Annotated in this window: 11 protein-coding genes; 4 read left to right on the top strand and 7 right to left on the bottom strand. The window is 48.7% G+C overall.

What is annotated here, in order from left to right; translation table 11 throughout:
• Positions 1-12: 12 nt before the first annotated feature.
• Positions 13-1,215 (bottom strand): MFS transporter, encoded by a 1,203-nt coding sequence (locus tag MYF79_RS17610; RefSeq protein ID WP_247808966.1) that lies wholly within the window; start codon positions 1,213-1,215, stop codon positions 13-15.
• A 136-nt stretch (positions 1,216-1,351) separates the two neighbouring features.
• Positions 1,352-3,559, bottom strand: coding sequence for a hypothetical protein (locus MYF79_RS17605; protein ID WP_247808965.1), 2,208 nt, complete (start codon positions 3,557-3,559; stop codon positions 1,352-1,354).
• A gap of 400 nt (positions 3,560-3,959) precedes the next feature.
• Here MYF79_RS17605 and MYF79_RS17600 point away from each other — a divergent pair, with 400 nt between their 5' ends.
• The gene (locus MYF79_RS17600) at positions 3,960-4,991 is read left to right on the top strand and encodes an Atu2307/SP_0267 family LLM class monooxygenase (protein WP_247808964.1); all 1,032 of its coding nucleotides are present in this window, start codon (positions 3,960-3,962) and stop codon (positions 4,989-4,991) included.
• Positions 4,992-4,997: 6 nt separating this feature from the next.
• Here the strand turns inward: MYF79_RS17600 and MYF79_RS17595 are convergent, their stop codons facing one another.
• Entirely contained in the window at positions 4,998-6,071 is a 1,074-nt protein-coding gene (locus MYF79_RS17595) for a hypothetical protein (RefSeq protein WP_247808963.1), read from the bottom strand.
• A gap of 1,083 nt (positions 6,072-7,154) precedes the next feature.
• Positions 7,155-8,450, bottom strand: coding sequence for a cobyrinate a,c-diamide synthase (locus MYF79_RS17590; protein ID WP_247808962.1), 1,296 nt, complete (start codon positions 8,448-8,450; stop codon positions 7,155-7,157).
• Between the two features lie 29 nt (positions 8,451-8,479).
• On the opposite strand from MYF79_RS17590, the gene MYF79_RS17585 reads away from it, so the two are divergent.
• From MYF79_RS17585 to cbiB, 3 genes are read left to right on the top strand one after another with little or no spacing between them, the layout of a single operon-like run.
• Positions 8,480-9,958 (top strand): cobyric acid synthase, encoded by a 1,479-nt coding sequence (locus MYF79_RS17585; protein WP_247808961.1) that lies wholly within the window; start codon positions 8,480-8,482, stop codon positions 9,956-9,958.
• The gene (locus MYF79_RS17580; RefSeq protein WP_247808960.1) at positions 9,955-10,980 is read left to right on the top strand and encodes a pyridoxal phosphate-dependent aminotransferase; all 1,026 of its coding nucleotides are present in this window, start codon (positions 9,955-9,957) and stop codon (positions 10,978-10,980) included. The genes MYF79_RS17585 and MYF79_RS17580 overlap by 4 nt, the downstream gene beginning before the upstream one ends.
• Positions 10,962-11,897 (top strand): adenosylcobinamide-phosphate synthase CbiB, encoded by a 936-nt coding sequence (gene cbiB, locus MYF79_RS17575; RefSeq protein ID WP_247808959.1) that lies wholly within the window; start codon positions 10,962-10,964, stop codon positions 11,895-11,897. The genes MYF79_RS17580 and cbiB overlap by 19 nt, the downstream gene beginning before the upstream one ends.
• Positions 11,898-11,961: 64 nt before the next feature.
• Here the strand turns inward: cbiB and MYF79_RS17570 are convergent, their stop codons facing one another.
• The 3 genes from MYF79_RS17570 to MYF79_RS17560 are packed head-to-tail and all read right to left on the bottom strand — an operon-like array spanning position 11,962 to position 24,019.
• Positions 11,962-12,510: a hypothetical protein gene (locus MYF79_RS17570; RefSeq protein WP_247808958.1), complete on the bottom strand. Its 549-nt coding sequence runs from the start codon at positions 12,508-12,510 to the stop codon at positions 11,962-11,964.
• 19 nt (positions 12,511-12,529) lie between these two features.
• Positions 12,530-20,494, bottom strand: a complete 7,965-nt coding sequence (locus tag MYF79_RS17565; RefSeq protein ID WP_247808957.1) for a hypothetical protein — start codon at positions 20,492-20,494, stop codon at positions 12,530-12,532.
• Positions 20,495-20,527: 33 nt separating this feature from the next.
• Positions 20,528-24,019: a hypothetical protein gene (locus MYF79_RS17560; protein WP_247808956.1), complete on the bottom strand. Its 3,492-nt coding sequence runs from the start codon at positions 24,017-24,019 to the stop codon at positions 20,528-20,530.
• Positions 24,020-24,036 lie beyond the last annotated feature (17 nt).

Raw genomic sequence — 24,036 nt, 5'->3', positions numbered from 1 at the left:
GATAAATGACCACTATTTCCTTCCTGCCCTGAGTACCAGGAGAAATCCTGCCACTACCAGCAGCAACAGGGAAAAGATAAACACAGCCCATCCCCATCCCGTCAGCACAACGCCTGTAGCGGTACCAATGATGGCAGAACCTGCATAGTAGAACAGCCAGTAAAGTGAAGTAGCACTGCTCTTACCTTCCTTTGCTTCCTGCGACACTATTCTGCTGGCCAGTGTATGCGTACCGAAAAAGCTGAACGTAAAAATTCCCAGTCCGCCGATAAAAACAAACAACTGCGAGACCAGCATCAGCAACAGCCCTGCGGCGATGGCAGGAATGAAGAAACGGATCAGCTTCGCCGGTGCAATTTTATCCGACGTTCTTCCTGCCACCATCGTTCCCCATACACCTACGGTATACATCAGGAAGATGCAGGCAATCACATAATGCGGTAAGGAAAAAGGAGGTTCCTCCAGGTGAAAACCTGTATAATTATAGATACTTACAAATCCGCCCATGAGCAGGAATGCGGCCAGGTACAGGAAAACGATTACCGGCTGACGGAAAAAGATACCCATCTGCTGCCATTTCTGACCCATATTGACTGGTAAGGGCATAAAATGTTTTGAAGCTGGTAAACGCTTCATGAAAAACAAACCTAACACCAGGCCAGAGATACCCACGAAGGCCGCCGCCCAGCGCCAGTTGGCCCAGCCGGCTATCAGCATCACCACGATCCTGCCTGCCATCCCTCCAATGGCATTGCCACTCAGGTAAAGACTGATGGCCAGTCCCAATGAATTAAGGCTGACCTCTTCCGATAGATATGCCAGGGCCACTGCTGTAACGCCCGACAGGATAGCGCCTTTGACGAAACTCACCGCTATCAGCAAATGAAAATTATGAATGAAAACCGACAGCAACGTCAGCACGGCAGATCCCAGCATGGCAAATCCCATCAGTTGTTTTCTCGGTAAGGCGTCTGCTTTAAGGGAGAAGATAAACAGTCCTACCGCCATGCCCATTGTCGAGGCAGACACGGCCCAGCTGCTTTCAGCGGGAGAGATCTTAAACTCCTTACATAACAGGGGAAGTACAGGCTGGAATAAATATAACTGGGCAAATACCGAAAGTCCCGATAAGAATATACTGTTCTTGATACGCCGGAAACGGAGACTTCCCCTTTCGGCCTTTACAATTGGTGCTGCTGCTGTTGTTACTGCCATCTCTTTGGTCCATTCTCAGCGCAAAGGTCAATACATTGGAGGAATTTAAAAATGATATTTTACGTTTTTTACCTAAACAGCAAAAGCACGGGAACAGCCTTTCGCCATTCCCATGCTTCGCTATCCACCTATCTTACTAGGGCAATACAGCAAATCCAAGATATTTCTCCGCATAATGGCTGGTCAGGTTATAAATATACGAGCCATCAAGGAAGGTGATCTTATACCCTACCAGCGACCTGTCTGTCGCACTCAGGCGGATGGTGTATCCGCAGGACTGCAGGTACTTGGTGTCGATAGTAAAGGCCAGACCGTTATTTCCATTGTCTGCCAGGCTTACGCAAGACCTGGAAGAAGGACTGATAATAGTGCTCAGCGGTGTACCCGGAGGAGTGATATGCGCTGCCGGCTGCAGGTCGAAGTACCAGCCGCTGAAGAACTTGTCGAGCACTTTCAGCTGACCATTGATCACATCTCCCTTATTATAGAACTTACAGTCGCCGCCGGCAATGATCACATCCAGCGTGCTGGCAGGATCGAGTGTGGCAGATGGTGCGCCGTTCACAGTGTACCCGGTATTATCAAGGTAAACATACGTTTCGGCTGAGTAGCTGATATTAGCCGGTGCGTGGAGCGGATCTTTTGTGAACAGGACCCTGAGCTTGTACAGACCATTCCTGTTGCCGCTATCCCAGAATGCCAGCAGGGATAGTTTCTCTGCCCTGGAAGGTACAGCAGGCAGGTAGGTGAGCCAGCCGCCGGTCAGTGAGGGATCCTGGTCGTGCAGCGTCAGTATGCTGCTTTCAATGATCTGGAATTTCTGTTTATCCATTACATCCTGCCAGGTACCGCCACTGGTGTCGAGGAATTGCACCTTGTAGAAAGTAGTGCCGGATGGACCACTGTTGGTGAACATACCACTCAGTTTGATCAGGCCGCCAAATGGATAGGCCGCGGCAGGAAATACTGCACTGCTGTACGCCAGTCCGCGGGTAGCGATTGCCACCTGGTCAATATTGCTGATGGCAACGCCATTCACATCAAAGATATTGATACCCAGCTTGCCACCATCCTGTACGCCTGGCCTTACCTGTACCCTTACATCTACGCGGTTGCCGTAGAAGTTCAGCGCATTCGGATCTGTTGTGGAGGGCAGGGTCTGCCAGGACAATACGCCGCGTATCCTGATAACGTTAGGCGTTTCACAGCTCTTCAGGCGTTTGGAAAGGTCTAAGGGCAATGCCACGTTGTAGTACAGGCCATCTTTCGGGATGTTACTGATGTCGTGTACCGTAACACTGGCCGTTCCGAGGTACTCATCAAAAGTGCCGTCATTATTCCAGTCCGCCCAGAACGCAACGTATTCTTTTGATCCGGCAGTACAGAGGTTGCCACTGAAGCCGGTACTCTTTTTCAATTTGATCACAGCGCCCAGCGTGTCGGAAACAGTATTGAGCCCTACGCAGGTCAGCTGCTCATAATCAATGTTGGCGTTATCCTTCTCGAATATGGGATTGGTGATCACCTTGGTGATATCCGCAATGTTCACCCCTATCTTACTGACAATGTCCAGGTCAAACACAGGCGCCGTAGTGGGCAACTGTGCCACCTGCGGCAGCTGCGGTATGATGCTGCTGTAAAAGGTACGGTGATCTTCCACGCCTGCACCTTTGTACATTTTGTAGAACTGTTCTACCGGTGGTAAAGGCTTGTCGATCACCGGCAATTTAAACTCCTCATCCACCTGTGGTAATATGTCCAGTTTCTCTTTGATATCCAGTTCCTTGACAAGGTCGCCCCAGAAGATGATCCGTTTCCGCTTCAGCTGAATATTGATATCTACCACGTTCCCAAAATGTGGCACATCGTTCGGGTTTAAAGAAGGGATCGTGTTCCATGACAATACCGTCCTTACGGTAGGGATGGTGGCCGTATCGCAGGCAGTGAACCGGCGGTGTGCTTCATCATTGAGGAAGATATATGCCATGTAATGAAGCGGATGTTTGGTGTGTGGGCTTGGATCGGGGATATCAGCCACTTTGAAGCTGGTCACACCGGCATCCTGGAAGCCGGCGCCATCATGATAGTCCACAAAGAAGCGTATAAACTCATGCGATCCCGTACTGCACAATCCACCACTGTAGCCGGTAGGTTGTTTGATCTTCACGACGGCTTCCAGCCTGGATACATCGGGATTAAACCCTACACACATCAGCTGTTCCCAGAAGGTAATACCGGAGGTTTGCTGTGGCAGGAATTTGGAGAGCAATAGAAGCTTACGGTTTTCCAGATACAGTTTGACCTGCTGATCTGTAAGGTTGTCTGTTGCAAGTGCTTTGTCCATTTGTTAATTTTTTTTGAGGTTACAAAAGTGATGATAGCAGTTCCTGACAACGCTACGGCGTTGCGCGGGACATAACAATGAATGCTTTGGGGTCCGAATTTTTTGCTGTTAAAATGTTGTGGTCTTGTGCGTTGTTATATTACCGGTGTTTCGGGGCAACGTATCAATCCCGCTGGTGTTCCTGAATGCTGCTGTAATGCTGACCTAAAGGTCCGCCAGATAAAACATTGTGACAAGCGTATAAATACCTGGTTTCCCGGTAGAAAGTACTATACTTTGGGAAACAGTCTTCCCGGACCAGGGCTTATACCGGAACTTTGCGGGGCCTTATAGAATTCCTATCGGAATAGTGGCAGTGCTATCAGGTCAATACGTCATAAACTGTTTAAATCAATATAAAATGGAACTAGGTATCAGCTCCTTTGGAGAAATCACCCCGGAAAGAGTAGCCGGCAAGGCTGTTAATGCGCACAAGCGCGTACATGAATTGCTGGAAGAGATAAAACTGGCCGATGAGGTAGGCCTGGATGTCTTTGCATTGGGCGAGCACCACCGTCCTGATTTTGTTGTATCATCACCCGAAACAATACTGGCGGCAGCTGCTGCCATTACGAAACGGATCAAGCTGTCCAGCTCTGTAACAGTATTAAGTTCTGTGGACCCTGTGCGTACATTCCAACAGTTTGCCACCCTGGACCTGATCTCCAATGGAAGAGCCGAGATCATGGCCGGCAGAGGATCGTTTATAGAATCATTCCCCTTGTTTGGCTATGACCTGAAAGATTACGATGAATTATTTGTAGAAAAGCTTGACCTCCTGTTGAATATCAACCAGCATGAGATCGTGAACTGGAAAGGAAAGTTCAGGGCATCTATTCCTAACAGGGGCGTCTATCCTCGCCCGATACAACCCGCATTACCTATATGGCTGGCAGCAGGTGGCACGCCTGCATCGGCGGTAAGGGCAGGCAAAATGAATCTGCCCCTGACGGTTGCTATCCTGGGAGGACCTACCAATGGCTTTGTTCCTTTTGCGGAACTCTACCGGAAATCAGCACAGGAAGCAGGGCATGATGTCAGCCAGCTGCCATTTGCCATCAGCACACATTTCTTTGCGGCGGATGATTCGGAGCAGGCATCGGACGACCTCTATCCTACTTATGAGAAGATGATGAACAGGATAGGTCGTGAAAGAGGCTGGTCGCCTATCGAAAGGCAGTACTTCGAAGCGCTCCGCCGTGGAGGTCCGTTGATGGTAGGTGATGTTAATGAGATCATCGACAAGATCCTCCACGTGCATGAGCTGTATCACAATACCCGCTACCTGGCGCAGCTTATTGGCGGAGAAATCCCTCATCAGAAGGTCATGCATGCTATTGAGCTGTATGGGACCAAAATTGCCCCTGCTGTCAGGAAAGCTTTAGGAAAATAGCAGTTGTTAATCCGTCAGCCGGGCTTTTACGCCCCAACCACCGAAGGCTTCAGACAGTGCGATCAATAATTCATTCCTTCCTTTTTGCAGTGGCAGGTACAGGGCATCCCAGTACCCCACTGTGCCAAGGAAACGATAGTCGCGGGTTGCAAATTCATCGTTCCCTTCATACAACAGCCGGCCGTTCAGATATACGCGTGCCTTATCTGAAAATCCGAACTGTAGCTTCTGCACACGTGCCGTGCCGGAATCAATGACTTTGCGCACAAATACCGTGTTCTTCTCTCCCGTCACAGCAGATATCAGGGATACATTTGTAATGCCATTATGATCCGCCCGAAGGGTTTTCCAGCGAAGCGAGGCCGTATCTGCCGCCTGCAGTTTCGTACGTCCTTCCACCTGTTTCTCACCGAATACAGTACTTACCTCCCAGCTGGTGATGGTGCCTTCCGGCAACTCAGGCAGTTTCCTTGAACTCTTAATTGTAACAGCATCACCGGGTGTATATACGAAATTGCTGTACCATGCCACCGCATCCCATGGATTGGCCAGGGAGATCATACCGGCAGCAGGAGCCCGGTCCAGGCGGTTGATATATAAAACCGGCTCAGGGCCATTATCGAAAAAGATCTCAGCTTCCTTTTCCTTCACGACCATTTTAATGTGCAACCAGCGGTCAAAAGGCAGCTCCACCCGGTTGTTATAGCCGGCGCCATAGTATAGCTGAAAGCCGCCCATGTTGTTATACACCGGTGTATACTGCATGGCATCAGGATTGCCTGACTGATGAGGGCGCAGATAATATTCCTCGCAATTGGCACTGTCCTGCATCCGGAAGTCAATACCGGGGAAGTAACGGGCTTTGGACAATGCGATGTCAAATTCTATGACCCCATTTTTAAAATTAGCGTCTGCCAGCAGGGCATTACCCGATTTCAGTCGCAGGGCGGGCTGTCCCAGGTGGGTTTCCCTGACGGCTTCCTGTCCACTGATCTTCCAGCGTGGTGAATCAAACGGAACAGCTGTCTGGGCCATAACATTAAGTGAGAAAACGATCATGATAAACAGAAGACGATACATAACGGGCTGGACAAGTTTTAGTGATTGAAATAAAATCCGGATGCGCATCCAGGGTAAACTTAGTCCATCCTGTTTGCTTGCACCTATTTTTGGGGGAGCAAGTTCGTTCAAGTTCGTTCATACCACATCTCATTGATTATCAAATATCATTTCAAGCCATCGATGTTCACTCAAATTCTCTTCCTGGCATCTTAATCCCATTGATATAGTGTGGAGATAGGGAGGAAATAGTATGGACCCTCCTACCTACAGGCTCTCTGCTATAGCATTTTAGGCACTGTTCTATAGCGAACGCTATAGAATTGTAGGTGAAATGTAGGACTGTAGCGCTTATAGGTAGTAAGCGGTAGGATAGACGAAGCGAATCTCAGGCGAAGTCATGCCCTTATATCAAATGTCATTAACAAGACATAATAGGACTCCTGACGGAGTCCCGGTGTTTGTAGCCGGGGGTGCAACCCTGGCGATGGCGTGGTTAACCCAAGTTTTCATGCCTCCGGAAACGATGTTCACAACCTAGATGCCGGGACTGAATATCCGCTGCATTCGGCTCCGTCAGGAGCCACGTGTTTGTAGCCCGGGGGTGCAACCCCGGCGATGGCGTGGTTAACCCAAGTTTTCATGCCTCCGGAAACGATGTTCACAACCTGGATGCCGGGACTGAATATCCGCGCATTCGGCTCCGTCAGGAGCCACGTGTTTGTAGCCGGGGTGCAACCCCGGCGATGGCGTGGTTAGCCCAAGTTTTCATGCCTCCGGAAACGATGTTCATAATCTGGATGCCGGAACGGAATATCTGCGGCATTCGGCTCCGTCAGGAGCCCCGTGTTTGTAGCCCGGGGTGCAACCCCGGGATGGCGTGTTTAACCTGGTTACATGTCCCGAAAACCATGTTGGTAACCTGGATGCCGGGACGGAATATCCGCGGCATTCGGCTCCGTCAGGAGCCACGTGTTTGTAGCCCGGGGTGCCCCCCCGGGATGGCGTGGTTAACCCGGTTCCATGCCGGGGAATCGTGTTTAACACCGGTTTGATACCCCGGAAACCATGTTTGTGATCCGGGATCGGAATTATTCACGCCCCTTAAAACAATTGCAACCAACCGTCATTCTCCCCCCAATAGAGGTGTATATAAGACGCAATCACATTGTCTTTCCGGTACACCGGGGTGGACACTTCCATGCCCCTGGCATTGAACACCTTACCTAATTTCGGAAGCGCGGCCGTCTCCGTACAGGCGGAATAGTGAAATTCATGCCCTTTAAAGCGATTTAAGCCCACTTCTATCTCACGGTAGCCAAGTGACAGCTTTGCGTCTTTCATCGTCGTTTTAAGGCTTAAAAAGCCCACCATCGGGTATTCCTTCCCGGTACTATCGGCCAGGGTCTCTCCGAGGTACATCATCCCCCCACATTCCGCGATCACGTTTCCACCGTTTGCGCAATATTCGAGGATAGACGCCCGCATAGTAAGATTAGTTGACAATTGTTCCAGGAACAGTTCCGGATATCCTCCGGCCAGGTAGAGCAGATCTGTATCAGGGAGTTGGGCATCGTACAGGGGGCTAAAAGTTGTCACCTGGCCATGGCTTTGTAATACCGCCAGGTTTTCCGCATAGGTGAAGTTAAAAGCCTCGTCCATGGCGACGGAGATTTTCATGATTCCGGAAGGTGGCGATACGGTTTGCACCGGCGCCTGCGGCACGGGCTTCCGGGTGATTGCCAGCAACTGCGCAAGGTCCACCGTTTTACTGATATGGGCGGCGGCCCGTTCTATAATAGCATCATAGTCATTGTCGGGAGAAATTGCCAGTCCGAGGTGACGGGAAGGGATCCTGATGTCATCACTGGCAGGCACATATCCCAATGGGGTAACGCCGATATCTTCACAGGCATCTTTCAGGAACTGGTAATGGCTTTCGGTGTTTACAAAGTTGAAGATCACGCCTGCTATCTGTAGCTGCGGATTAAAATGCATGAAGCCATAGATCAGGGGCGCTACAGAATAAGCCATGGCCTTTGCATTTACCACCAGTATCACCGGCAGGTCCAGTAACATGGCTATCTCTGCACTGCTGCCCTTCATGCGGTCTGCCCCGTCGAAGAGTCCCATCACGCCTTCGGTGATCACCACATCCGCTCCTTCGCTGTACTTCGCATAAACGGAGCGCAGATGCCCTTCGCTCATCATGAAGGTATCCAGGTTAATACTTGGGGAATGGGCTGCCAGGGAATGATGTTTAGTATCTATATAATCCGGCCCGCACTTGAAGGGCTGTACTTTTAAGCCCTGGTGATGCAACCATCTCAAGAGGCCTAATGTGAGTGTCGTTTTGCCCGAATTACTGGATGGTGCTGCAATTAAAAACTGAGGCTTCATTCGGTCAAAGATAGTACATTCGCAATCTTATGCAGCAATTAAGGTCCATCATGTTTGCCGGCACTGCATCTGATGTCGGCAAAAGTTTTATCAATACAGGCTTCTGCCGCATTTTCAAACAGGATGGTTACCATCCCGCTCCCTTCAAAGCACAGAACATGTCGCTCAACAGCTATGCCACTCCGGATGGCTTCGAGATAGGACGCGCGCAGGCCGTACAGGCGGAAGCCTGCGGTCTTCCCTGCAGCACCGACATGAACCCCGTCCTGTTAAAACCGACCAGCGATAAAGCCTCGCAGGTAGTCCTGCTAGGCAAACCCGTAGGTAATCAGTCGGCCTACGACTATTTTATGGGCAACAATAAACAGGAACTCTTCAAAGAAGCCAAAGCTGCCTACGATCGTTTACAGGCGAAATATAATCCTATTGTGATGGAAGGCGCAGGCAGCATCAGTGAACTGAACCTGAAGCACCGCGACATTACCAACATGCGAATGGCGCTTCACGCACAGGCCGACGTGTACCTGGTAGGCGACATTGACCGTGGCGGCCTGTTCGCCAGTGTATATGGCACCATGGCCCTGCTGCCACCGGAGGAGAAACAACTCATCAAAGGTATTATCATTAATAAATTCAGGGGCGATGCCCGTCTTTTTGATTCCGGCAAGACGATCCTGGAAGAGCTCTGCGGCGTACCAGTGGTTGGCATTATTCCCTATCGTAAAGACATCTACGTAGAAGAAGAAGATTCTGTCGGACTGGAACATAAACATAACAAACTGGCCCCCGGTAAAGTGAATGTAGCCGTTGTACTGCTCAACCGCCTGTCCAATTTCACCGACTTTAATGTACTGGAGCGGGACGGACGGGTACACCTGTTCTACAGCAACAATCCTGCGGATATCGAAAAGGCGGACATTATCATCCTTCCCGGCAGTAAGAACACCATAGCCGATCTGATAGATATCAAGAACAACGGGGTAGCTAAAGCGATCGTACAGGCGCATAAAAGTGGTAAAACCGTGATCGGCATCTGCGGTGGTTACCAGATGATGGGCAGCAGTATAGAAGACCCTCATCATGTGGAAGGTACGGTTGAATCAATGCCGGGACTGGGTATTCTGCCTGTAAAGACTGTTTTGACGGAACAAAAGACCACAGAACAATGCCGTTTCTATTATAGAAAGAATGCGGTTCCCTGCAATGGCTACGAAATCCATATGGGCATCAGCACCGCCACCGGTACCGAAAGCCCTCTCAATAGAACGGCTACCGGTAACCGTGAGGGGTACTTCCTTGATGCGCATTGCTGGGGCACCTACATCCACGGCATCCTGGACAATGCCGTCGTGATAGATGACCTGCTGGAAGCACATACGACACAGCAAGTCTCTGCTCCCTTTGACTATTCAGCTTTCAAAGAGGCCCAGTACGACAAACTGGCGCAACACCTGCGGGAGCATATCGACATGGAATATATTTACGGACAACTAAAGAATAACAGATGATCAACGGTCATGGAGACGACAGATACCTGTTTAATTATAAGATCGTTGCTGACTTCAGCTCTAACGTATATTACGGAAGCTGGGCTAATGGACTGCAGCAACACCTGACGGACTGCCTGTATAAGGTCAGGAATTACCCGGAAGCGAATGCCCAGCGACTACAAACTGCTTTGGCAGATTGGCATGCCCTGACGCCGGCTGAGGTATTGGTGACCAATGGTGCAACGGAAGCTTTTTACCTGGTAGCACATGCATATCGCAGAAAATCAGCCACTATCGTTATTCCTGCCTTTGCAGAATATGAAGACGCCTGTCGCGCAAATGATCTGCAAATACAGCATCTGCACTGGGACGATCTGTTACCTGACACGACCTTTCAGACAGATATTGTCTTCTTCGGTAATCCAAACAATCCCACAGGCGCCATATTACGCCCGGCTACCATACAACAGTTGTTGGAACATAACACCCAAACGATGTTCGTGATCGATGAAGCGTATGTTGACTTTACGGTGGATGTTATCTCGATGATACCTTTCCTGGATCAATATCCGAACCTCATCATCATTAAGTCCCTTACAAAGACCTATTCCATCCCTGGCCTGCGTTTAGGCTACATCCTAAGCGGCGCGGCTGTTATCAATAATATCCTTCCCTACAAAATGCCCTGGTCTGTCAATGCCCTGGCGATCGAAGCAGGATTGTTCATTGCGGCACACCGGCAGGAAATGGTATTACCTACGGCTGAACTCACACGGGAAACATTCCATCTCATTGGTGCATTGAGGGCCATCGGTAATATCTCCATCCGGCACACGCATACCAATTTCTTCCTCTGCCAAACCGAAAAAGGTACAGCGGCAACACTGAAACAATACCTGTTAGAAACATCCGGTTTGCTGATCAGGGATGCGTCTAATTTCAGGAGCCTGACGCCGCAACATTTCCGTATAGCTGCACAGCGAAGAGAACACAATGCGTTACTGGTAAAAGGAATTACAGCATGGATGGAAAGTTTCTGATCATAGCCATTCCCCTGGTGGCAGGCTATCTGCTGGACCTGTTACTGGGAGATCCCAGGTGGCTGCCGCATCCTGTCCGCTTGTTCGGTAACATTATCAGTAAAGGCGAAGAATTGCTGAATACGGGGAGATATAAACTACTAAAAGGGGCATTGCTGACAATCCTGCTGTGTTTATTGGTATTCAGCTGCTTCTATTTTACACAACACTGCCTGCTCAACATCAGCTCAGCGGCATATTATATCTTCGCCAGCATTTTTGTGTTTTATGGACTAGCAAACAAAAGCCTGTTACAGGAAGGCAAGGAAGTCTTCGACACCCTGCAACATCAAAGCCTCGATGCAGGACGCAAACGCCTCTCCTGGATTGTTGGCAGGCAAACAGCTGCACTGAACGAAAACCAGGTCCGGACAGCAGTATTTGAAACCCTCTCTGAGAATTTAAGCGACGGCGTGATCGCTCCTTTGTTCTATTACGCTGTTGGCGGCGTACCCGCTATGATGACGTATAAAATGCTCAATACCCTCGATTCCATGATCGGGTACAAAAGTGAGCGGTATTTCTATTTCGGGAAATTTGCGGCGAGATTAGACGACGTAGCTAATTTCATTCCGGCCAGGTTAACTGCATTGCTGATGGTATTGGTGACGTTCAGTAAACGGGGGCTGGTATATATTTTCAGATATGGCCATCAGCATGCCAGTCCGAATTCAGGTTACCCCGAAGCGGCGCTGGCAGGTATCCTGCAGTGCCGCTTCGGAGGCCCGAATACTTATCATGGACAGGTGGTGGTGAAGCCGTATATCGGCGATACACCAAGAGATATCGCGCACGATGAGTTAAAAAAGGTCGTGTATGTGAACCATGCGGTGACATTAGTAACGGTTTGTATGATCCTTCTTTCAAGTCTCCTATAATGATCACCGGCGCCCGATCAGCATTTCTGCCAAGAAGGCAAACGCCTTATCATTCCGCTAATTTTTATCTATTCTGGCAATGTGCTACCCAGTACCTGTCGACAATAAAATAGTCATTTCCCTTCCTTAGTTCCAGAAATACACAATAACCGGACACGCCATTTACCTCCAAAGTCCCAACTGTCTTACCTGACACTCTCAAACTCATATCTTTATCTTTCAATTTGAAGTCAATAGTTTCATACCCTATCCGGGAACTATTCAGGGACAGGACCGGACAACTAATAGCAGCACTTCCTACCGGCACTGCTGCATGATACGTTTTAAACACCCTCACACCGCTTACCGTAACTATATTGACACCTAAACCCAGGAAGGCTACAGCAAGTAGCCTCCTGGAAAAAGATATATAGTCAATAGCCAGTAAATATTTCCACAATACCGGAATTGAATACATTAAAAAAGGAAGGGCAGCAACACCTGTAATGATAAAAAAACAGTTGTCATAAAAGTTAATGATCCTTTTAGCGTACTCGTTGAATACAATAAAAATAACCAGCGAGATAAAAATAACATAATACTCTGCCTTTGCGTCCAAAAACACTTTATTCATCCTGATTTAATTATAAATGTCAATTACTTTGCTGCGGTAATGGCGTCATGGTATTTATAGCATCGCCTGTTCCTTTTTTTGCCGCGTTCTCTGCCGCCCGCTGGGTAGCTGCCTTTAAAATAAGCTCCTTCTGCTCGGTTGCCACCTTCGCTATTTCCCGGTCAGTTTTCTGCATGCTCTTCCTGATCTTAGCCGCATGGTTCCTTCCTTTCTTGGAAAGCTCCATAACAGGTTTCAAACGGTTTGCCTGTTTCATATACTTTTCATACAATGCAGTCAAACGCTTGCTGTTCCCCTTGAACTGCTCCAGCAGTTCATCTGCTTTTTTGCCAAATCCCATTTCAAAAAGGGTGGAAACTGTGGAATTAACAAATGACTCCTTCGTTACTTCGACAAACTTATTCCATGAAAACTGTCCTTTCTCATCATTGTAGGCGCCGATAGTAACATTTTTATGCAGATCTGACAACATATTCTGGACAATGCCAATCATCACCTGACCAACTTTAGACTGGGTGGCTTTGGCTATAGCCATTTCAGAACTACCTGGAATAAACAGGCTTATAGCGAAAGCCTTACTTCCTTCGTAAGAGGCCGACTTCCAGTTGATATGATCGAAGGCATCTCCGGCACTTTCACCCTTCAACAACATATTTCCCAGGAAATCCATACCTGCTTCTACCGTAAATGCCACCAATCCATCTACTATAGCACTGATAAATTCATCACCTTTCGGGTCATTATTGTTAACCGGTGAATTCCCCAGCACGGAATAAGCACTTATACCCGGAACCGTTTTCGGGTCCATGTTCCATCTTCTGCCAATCCTGCTATCATATTCCCAGAATTCAGCGGTATAGCTATTGTCATGTATTTCTTTCGACCGCTCCTGTCCGTTAAAACCGTAGCGGTAACTTCCACTATTGGATCCCCTGCCGGGCATCTGCATCCCAAAAGGATAATATTCCTGCGTAGAGACAATATCCGGTGTAAAATAACTCACAGTAAGACTGTCTGTGGAAACGCCCAGCTTCTTATCAGACACTGTTGCCAGCACGTTACCAAGATAATTACTCAGTTCAAACATTTTCATACCACGCATGAAACGGAGGCCTGTGCCGTTCCCTAATCCGAGCAGGGGCGTTATTTCAGGAGGAACAATACTTTGTACGTCGGTATTCCACCTGCTTATACCCAGACGGCCACTGCCATACAGGTGCGTTTCTGTCTGTGTAAGGTTTCCACTGTTAACAGTATTATCGCCCTTTGTATATACACTCATCACATTGCCGGAAGCATCACGTATATACCATGTCTGTATGCCATTTACGGTCTTACTGATACGGTTTCCTGCTATATCATAGGTGTACGTAATAGTGGTCCCATCGGTTTTGTTAATGGTCGCCACCTTCCCGTATACGGTCCATTGAATACTGCTGATCCCACCGGCAATGTCCTTTATGAGGTTGCCTATACTATCATAGACATAGTTCCCGGCTGACTGGCCGTCGATGTCTATAGTATAGTTTGTTGAACGCACAGAATCCCTGACAAAATCCAGCTGATTCCTGCCGGCTTTGTAATTGTAAGTAAGACTGTCCATCGCCAGGGGATTACCGGCAAACGTATTGTTGCCATTACGGCTATAGGTCAGAATATTTCCGTCTTCATCATATGTAACAGCCTCTTTGAAATCCTGTATTGCTACCGGCGTCCATTTATTGGTAGCCGTGTTCAATCCACGTACTGCCTGCATGCCCTTCATGCGGTTCAATACATCATAGGAATAGGTCGACAACAACGATTCTCCAACAGCGGGAGTATGCTGACTGCTGGCCGAAATACTTCCCGTGAACAGCGGCTTAAACCCTGAACCTTCAATGGGTGCGAAAGGAACTAAACTGCCAACAGGACTATAATCCCTGGTTCCGTAGTAATACAAACCATAGCCAACAGCATCTCTTGCCACAGCACTACCGGCCATACCATCCTTACCCATGTCCGTGCTGCCGCCGATTGCAGTTGTATTCACACCTTTTAGCCAGCCCTGTAGTGTATAAGCATAGTCCAGTCCCTGCACCTGCTGCTGTCCCAGGACCAACCTTGCCAGCAGGCCATGCCTGTAATAAGTATAATAGGCATCATTCTCCCAATACACACTATCCCTGCTTGTCTCTACATTGATCAGCCTGTTTTCAGCATCATAGGTATAACGATGATAGAACGCATCTGCCTGCGAGGGCTGATAAGCCACCTGGAGTACCTTACCGCTGATCAGATCATATCTGTACACCATCTTCTTAAACCGGTTTCCACCATCAGCCATTCCTCCCAGCTTATAGTCCTGCAACAGGGTATCTACATTACCATGCGCATCATAACTATAGAAAGTACCAGCAGCATAATTACCATTACCCAGGTCAGTATTGTTATTGTAAGTCGCCGTCCAGGCCACCCTGTTACGCAGGTTCCGGGCCGACAACACCAGCTGCGACAGCGGCGTATAAGGAACATCATATGTAGTACGCGTGATCTGCGTACTGGTTCCTTTTGCTGCCGATAACCACTGCGCCAGCAACTGCGGATCGCGGCTGATGCTGTCTGTCATTACATTGCTGCTGTTCATTTGCCCGACCTCCACGATCCGTCCGATGGCATCATAGTTTGTATAACTATAGTTACGATCGGTCTTCTGCTGCAAGTTCTGCGTTATTACCGGCCTTCCCAGGCGGTCATACCAGAAGCGTGTAGTACCGCCATCGGGCGTTTTTTGCTCAACTACCTGCTCCAGCGTATTATACCTGTACTGGGTGATCTTCTTATGCGCAGGAATCCGCTGCTGCCCTGCCTTCCGTGCTGCCTTTACGCTATTCAGCCAACTATCAGACCTGTCTATCACCACACCAGCGGGCGGCACGGTCTTTACCAGGTTGCCCGCCTGATCATAATAGAACAAGGTATAATGATACTCGCTGGTATTATAATTTACGGTGAACACTTCCTTATTTACTGCCTGCAGACCGGTGCTGATATAGTCTTTTTCAAAACTGCCTTTCACCGAATCACGGTAAGCTTTGTACAATTCAGTACCCTTGCTCACAGCAAAGAATTCGTTGTCCGAACAGTTGTTGATCTCGTTTACATCCACCGGGGCAAAAATGGGCGCAGATTTACCACAAAGCAGCAAACCGTCATAGATAACAGTGGTATCAAGCGGAGGAGGCGTTGCGTTGCATATTCCGGCAGGATATCCGCAGGTGGCAAGGTAGAAACTATCAATCTGTCCAACGGTTTCAAATTTAGATGCGTAATTGCTGTTAAAGTACGATACCCATTCATCACAGCGGTGTGCATACGTATCCACTCTCAGAATCGGCCGGGTATCGCCAGCTCCATTGATTCCCCAGAATACATATGCATTGGATATACCATCAGCTTCTGTATTCAACCTGAAGATCAAGCCATTGTTATTGCCGTTTTTATAATCACTGTACATATCCTGTACGAGTTCAGTACAAATGAGGCCCTGATATGTCTGTGCACTCTGTCCCGCCGGCAGCGCAGGTATTGAAAGCCTATGCAGTGAAGAGGTAGCAGGCTGCGTATTCCAGGTTGTCACACCGGGGATCACCGGGCCAAGGGCCCTTTCAAAATAAGCGTATTCTGTTCCGCTGGTGCTGAAATTGGACTTGGTGCCAATGTTTGCGTCACTCCCGGTGCCCAGAGGCTTCGTCGTTAGCGTCAGCGAAGACCAGCTTACTCTTGCCCCCTTCGCTATATTGGAAAAATCATAGACGATATTGTCCCTGACCTTAAACCATCCATTACCATCATTCCATACAAGGGCCGCCAGTGCCGAGGATGCCGGATATGCCGTTTCGCCGTTGATAGAGATGAGATGGGTCACCGATTTGGGATAAACAGCCTTACCGATTCCCAGTGTGTCTCCGAAGCTGTCGGGAAAACTTCTTCTGAAGGCATCCCTTATAGCTGTAAGCGTAGCACAGGAAGCGGGATCAGGTGGATTGGGAGATTCTCCACCACAGTCCTGGATAAATTTGAGATATTCCCATGCCTCCTTACTAAAGCCCAACTGGTTATTCATATAGTTCTCAAATACCTTGTTCCGCTTCTGCTGGAAGGTATCCGACACTACTGCCGTAGGTGTAAAAGCACTGTACTTTTCTATATATTTTTTATACAGGTTCTTTACCACATTACAAGGCACACATATCTCCCCGCTATTACATTGTAATGCCGGCGGAATATTGATCACCTTCTGGAAATAGGTACAACTATTTGCCGTATTACATGCATTCAGCAACTGTGTCAGATCAGCATCCGTCATGTTGATCTTTCTTGTACGTGACAGATACCCTGCAAAACTGCCGTCAGCAGGTTTACCATATTTCAGATACTCTGCGCGCAGACCATTGAGCTTAGCGCACTCACAACTATCCGGTTTGGTATAGACAGGCTTATTGGTATAGGCCAACTGCTTATCGTAAGGCGCCGGCGCAGTGATCATATCCGGATAACAGTCCCAGGAATTAGTAATGCCGTTTTGCCTGTTATAAGCATCCAGCACTTCCTGGAAGCTCTTATAAGTATTTGTACTACCAGGTTTCACGGAACTGGAACCCAGCGGATGCGATACATCCGAACCATCCTTACACACCTGCACCAGTCTCGGTATGATAATGTTCAATGCTGCCTGGCTGTACTTACAAGGCGCCAGTTGCTGTACCCATGCTTTGGCATAAGCGTTGCAATTCTCATCATAGGCCTTTGCAAGCGCCTTGTTAGCTGAATCCGTGGCAGCCGCTCCGGTAGGATTATTGTTCAAATATCCCAGTCCGTTCTGTCCCAGTGCATCTGCTGCATTGTTAAAATTGAGCTGCTTGCCTGCAGCGGTCAATTGTGCCGTAGTAGGGTTCACTACGCCCGCCGGACAAGTTGCGTTCTTTATCTTGTCACTCAGCATACCCTGTTTTACGGTCTGGTACAGCTGGCGGAAGTTACGCCACGCCATATCCAGGTCAGCAGTACATAAGGTACTCTCGCTGAATGCCTTTGCAGGGGTATTATAAGTATTGATACAGGTACTGCTGTTATCAGGGCACTTCACTGTGATGGTAGCCATACTCCACAGCGAGAGGATATTAGCGCCTGTCCCGCCGTTGAAATTATTCAGCTTAGCTTCCAGCGCAGTTTGATTGGCGCTGCTTTCAGCTGCCAGCGGATCCTTATTTGCTGTCACTATCGTGAAAGGGAAACTGCTGTTGGCGGTAGGGTTCAGATATCCTTTTGCCTTTGCGTCCGCATAGGTATCTGTGGCGGCAAAGGCCCTGTCCCAACTATAGCTGGCCGCATGTTTTTCGAATTCCAGCCACTTACAATACTCGGGATGGAATTTCAGCAAAGCCGCTGCCCAGGAAGGTTTGAACTTAGCCGCAAATTGATCTGGCCTTAGCCGCTGTGGTATCACGTAACTGTTGCTTAACTCATCGTAGACCAGATCAGGCTTACCTGCTTCATCCAGGTAAGTTATTGTATCCCGTTTATAGACAGGAAGTGTATTTTCATCTTTCTGGTAGAAGATGGAATAGATATTTAGCGTGTCATCAGGATTAGCATACTGTCCTGATGGCGCCGACATATCGAGCAGCAGCGCATTCCTGGTATCTGTCACATCCGTCGTCTTGTTACACAAGGCATCACAGGCTGCAAGCGCCTCCTGGTAGGCAGCCAGGGCTTCGCCGCGATAGCCGGCAGAATCGGCTATTGCAATACCGGCCGCCTTTATATACTTCGCCCTGAAAGTATCCCAGGTGCCAAGACTATCCTGGCAGGCAGCACAATCCGGCGTACACTTTGTATTCACCAGCAAATCCCGCTGTTGTTGTATAAACTGGTCCAGTGTAGTACAAAGGTTCTTTTTCATGAATACACTGTCCCTGTAATAATCCGTCGCGTCACGCCTGATGCTCAGTTGTTTGGTGATCTGATAGGTGCCACGGGAAAGACGTTTTGTGAAAGTCACATTGAATGGCGCAGGCGCAGAACAGTCGGTAACAAAGGCACCCGTATAGTTACGGACAATGGTATCAAAAGCTTTACCACCCAGCCGCTGATTATACGCGTCATCGCTGATCGTGATCCTCAGATCATACAAGGCATTATAACAAACCAGGTTATTATTGCAATCGCGTTTCTGCAACACCGGCGGCGTCAATGTATATTTGAACTGGTAATCTCCGTCAACAGGCACTACCTGGCTCTGCGTGCTTTCCATCACCATATCAGTGATCACATTACTATTGGCACGCGATAAAGTATCGGTGACAGGAAACTGTGAATAAGAGCTGAGGTTATCCATCGCCGCACTATCCGGCACACCTGCCAGCGCGGTGGCAATGGTACGCCCGTACATGTCCAGGTAGGTAACAGCGATCTGGCCATTAGCATCCTGCACCATGTTCTTGAAATAATGATTCCTGTCGCCCGCATCTGTACCAAACAATACATCCAGGTCATTCTCTCCCGGTGTACCATAAAAATACCGGGTCTCATGTTTGCTGCCTAATTTAAATACCGCTCCCACATCGCTCCGGCGACTGATCCTACCGGTATTGTCCTGCGTATACTCTGTTTCTGTGAACGGATATTGCCCTGCGTTAGGAATGAACTGGTTTATGCCAGTGCCTTTGTCAGGATTTGAGCTGGAATAATACTGTGATGCCCCACTTCCCATATACATAGGTGAGGCACTGCTGGTCAGGTATGCCGCAGGCGAGGTAAGCTTATCATAATAACTCTTGTCATATTCTGCCGTACTACCGGCGGCATTGAATTTAGGCGTATACCGCATCACACTGCTCAGGGTAGGCGTTGGCATGACCTGTACGGTCTGTCTTCCCTGGTAGTCGTAAAACGTCTCAGCCACAACGGTCTTGTTCGTCACATTGTCTTTCGTCACCATCTGCCTTTCTCTTAAAGAACCATCAAAGTAGGTCACGACGGCCTTGCGCTTGCCTTCTTCCGAATAATCAACCGTGGACTGCCAGTTCATGAGGCGTTGATGACCGCCAAAGGAGAAACTGCCCAATCCACCCGTATAATCTGAGCTCCAGGCCGTTTCTATTCTCGTTTCACGGCTTTTTTCCTGAACCGCCCGTACCCTGAAGTACAGGATGCCGCCATTATCATACAACAATGGGATACGGTAGGTATTACCCGCAAGCGTAACGCGGGAGGTATTATTTCTGAACAACTGGCCCGCATCAAGTGGGTTGCCATACCTGTTTGCCAGGTAAGCCGAAGAATCGACATATGCCCATTCGAGGTCATACACCGTGGCACCGGTCACCACCGGCCATACAACAGTCAGTTCATCTGTAGAGTCAATATTGGCAATACTGTTGGCAGAGATGCTTTTCACGGCATCGTCTGTACAGGACAACTTATACACAGGACTTACCTGCATTTCGTTATCCAGCACCAGTGCCGACATGACCCTTGCGGGCGCACTGCCGGTGTTCGCACTCAGCACCTTCACTGTTACCTTGTGTGCGTTATTGAATACGAAGCTGCTCCTGTTCGTATAAGCAGCATTTGCGTCATAATTGATGCTCAGGTCTTTCTCCAGTGAATCTATAGTAAGGTTCGGCTTTGTATAGATGATCCGCACTTTCACAGTTGCAGCAAACTGCGCAGGCAGGTATACACCCGCATATTCATTGATACGGAATGTAATAATGTTCTTCACATAGTAAGGGGTATCCAGCTTACTGATCTGGCCTGCGTTGAAGTATACACTATCCTGTACGGTAACAACGGAGTCTTTCGCCACCTGTTGCTTACTGCCATCCAGCGTATTTTTCAGCAGGGTTATATTGCCGGTCTGCGCCTTGCTATAGCCTGCCATCAGCAGGAACAGCATAGTCAGACAACATTGAACGATCTTTCTTGGCAAAAAATGCATAATATCTTATTTAGGGCAGTATTATGTTATCTATTACTTTATCAGGGCGGTTCTGGATTCCTTGATCATCTTAATGCCGTTTTCTGTTTCCTTCTTCACTCTCACAAGCGTACCATCATCATCATACTCAAAGAAAGTAGCATAGTTGTTCTCATCCAGTTCCGCCATCATGCGGAGGTCTGCAGGGCTGTACACAAAAGACCGCATATTGGCATTGTAGGGATGGATCCGCAGATCATCCAGGTATACCGCTGAAGTTCCTGTAGATACCAGGGTTACAGACAAGGATGTGGCATCTGCAGGCAGGTCCACCACCTGTTCATAACGTTGCCAGCCATCGATGATCCCTCCCTTCGGATTCGCAGTGAGCGTTGTAACAACTGCTCCTCTTTTCACGGTGATATTCATTTTATTGCCGGTATAACCAAGGCCTTTACAATCCTGCTGTTCCTTTACCCAGGCGCTGATCAGGATCTGTTTTCCCGGCAATGGTGAATATACCGGCAGAATAGCATCCTTATTGGTACGTATGCCACCCAGTACCTGTCCTGTTGTTACACAGCTGTTTGTCTCCTTATTAAAAGACAGGTTGAAGGCAGTGCCATTGTCTGGCAGGATATCCGTACTGATGCCTGCGCTCTGGCCTGCCGCTATCCGCAGGCTATATTTGCCCGTATGTGATTGCAGGGAGTCCAGGTTGTTCCTGTAACCTGAAAAGTCAAAGCTGCGCCCAACACTGCAGGAAGTATCGCAATAAGTGCCGCCAAAGAAATAGTCTTCAAACCCCTCATATGCTGCTTCCCTGTAACGGCTGTTCTGCACTACCGCTACTGCCAGTGCATCATCAAAGCCGTAAATACCGGCATTGAACCTTCCCATAGGGTCTTTGTTTTCCAGCTCCAGCCCTCTTCTGTTGAACATGGTACTCTCGCTGTTCCATAACCAGCGGCTCTCATCATATTGCGGCTGAATGCCCGTGCCGTTAAGCTGCCAGAAAGATTTGAAGTTCTTTATAGTACCATCCGTCCGTAAATTCACTGTCTGCGAGGTACTGTTCTCCGTTCTTGCGGCGTAATAGCTATAGGTCCGCTGCGGCCGCCAGTTGCCCATCAGGCTGTAAGCATAGGGATTCACACTGGTATCGGTAACAGCGCTGTAACAACTTAGATTATAAGGAGCCAGTTTCACCAGCACATCAGTCTGAATAGGTTGCATACAGATATCTGAATAGATGGTAGCATGATAATTCCCGCCACTGTTGACAGTAACAGGAGACAACACCGGATTCTGCTCTGTACTGGTAAAGCCATCCGGGCCTGTCCAGGCATAAGTGATCGCTGTGGTGGGCAGGTTGATGATATTGAATGTGATCTTATCGCCAATACAATATTCCGGTTTGTCTGTCTTTGACAGTTGCGCAGTTTCGAAGTCTATGATCTTCAAGGTTTGTACTGCCGCACTTCCACATTCATCTTCCACCCGTACATCATAGTTCTGATCTTTCAAAAGGGTATATGCGCCGCCCGCAGCAGCAGTGCTGAACCTGCCGGTGGTATTGGTTGCCCAGTAAGGCCCGGTGGCGCCATTCCCCTGTGCAGCGAGCTTATAGGTATACACGCCTGTCTTTATTTTACTACCGCCGATAGCATTGGCCTGGATGGTACCTGAATTATCCGGCTGACCAGGACAGATCCATCCAAGGGAATTATTGACATCAATGATCAGTGGCTGATATCTAAAATTGATGTCTTTCAACGTCACACCGTTTCCATATACACTAAAGTCCTGTATCACTGTGGGGTAGGCTGAGACGCCAATACGGTAAGTGCCTTCAGATGGCAGCAACAGGGTACCACCCGAGCTAACGATCGTTCTGTCAAATCCCACTCCGCCAAGCGGCCCCCTGAGGATCTGGAAGTAGGCTTGCTGTTCAGCGCCCTGGTACATAGCCTTCCCTACAGGTATCACTGCCAGTCCTGTACAGGTCTGTGCGCTGGCAATATCCCAGGTATAACGATACACATCATTCTCTGTCACAGTCACCGGCATATCGTATGTACCACAGGTATCTGTAAGCCTGAACAGGTATGTGCCGGGATAAAAATAACGCCTGGGATTATCGTCACTGATAGAGACCAGCGCACTGTTAGGCCTGTTGCCTGATACGGTGAAAGAATATGTATAATCGGATGGGCTTATCAGTTTTATATTCAGGCCTGCAGGCAATGATGCACCTGGCCTGCTGAAAGAAAAAGCGATAGCGCCGTCATTACCGGTGACCCCTTCATTCGGCTGTAAGCGCAGGATATATGGATTGGCGGGAGGCGCTGAAACATTCAGGATAAAATCATCGCGCAGCTTTGCCCCGTCGGCCGTTACCGCATTGAACGAGTAATTGCCAAAAGGAACGTTTTTAATAAGGCGCTGCAGCTCCGGCGCCTTCAGCGTATCATATCTTATCGCATTGGTAGCGGTATTCTTTAAGGTGACATAAACAGGATAACAGACGATCCTCGTAGTATCCACAAAATATCCTGCATTGAAATCCCTGCTGCAATTATATTCCGAATAGTTGCTCATTGCAGGCATTCGTATCATATAAGGGATGGCTACCTCACCGCCGCAGGGAGTTTTGAAATAATACATCACGGTATCGCCATATGTACTGGCAAAGGTCTGTCCTGCAGGCAGCGTGATGGTATCTGTAGCCCCTATAGCCCTGTATGGAGACTTTGCACCGCCATTGTAAGACACAGCAAAAGTCAGCGGTGTAGCCCCCAGGAAATAGGGCGCATATGGACTGCTGGTGACGCTGCCTGGCGATTTGAAGATGATCCTGTTACAGGTATTCCTGATCATTGCCGGCTCTATAAAGGTCAGATCGCTCAGTCCCAGCTGTTTTAATTCGGTGATGGTGATGGTCTGTGTGGAGGCCGCAGCACTACAGGCATCCGTCGCTGAAAATGTGTAGTCGCCACCCCACAAACTATCTATCACAAAACTGGTGGTAGCCACAAATGTTCTCCGTCCTGTATAAGCGGCAGGTGCGCTGGTGATGGTGACCGTATAAGGCGTCTTGCCATTGCTGAGCGTTACATATGCCTGTCCGGTATTACATTGGTACAGGGTAATCTTGTTCTGCGCAACAGCTGCTTTAAAAGGCACATAGGTGCCAGGCACCGTTACATCTACCGTGGCAGATACTACCTGGCTGTTACAGTTCCCTTTTGCCACCGCCCTGTAGCTGCCAGCCGGCACATTTTCAAACACCGCCGAAGTACCGGGTGATACGGCATATCCGCCTGCGGTCAGCGGCTCCAGGCTATATAACATATTGCTGACATTGCCGGCTCCTGTTCCTGTGAAGGAAAGCGTGATCTTTCCATTGGCGGCACAGGTAGAAGCTGTAGCCACAGCGCTGATACCCCAGGACGTACATTGCGCATTCACTGTGCGGGCCGTCCATAAAAGCAGCACCAGCAGTAAAACGGGGTATTTATTTTCAGTTGTTAATTTACATTTCATAGTATCACAGATAAGGA

Source organism: Chitinophaga filiformis, from assembly GCF_023100805.1.
Classification (GTDB): domain Bacteria; phylum Bacteroidota; class Bacteroidia; order Chitinophagales; family Chitinophagaceae; genus Chitinophaga; species Chitinophaga filiformis_B.
The sequence above is the reverse complement of the archived record's forward strand: the minus strand, read 5'-3'. Positions and strand labels throughout refer to the sequence as shown.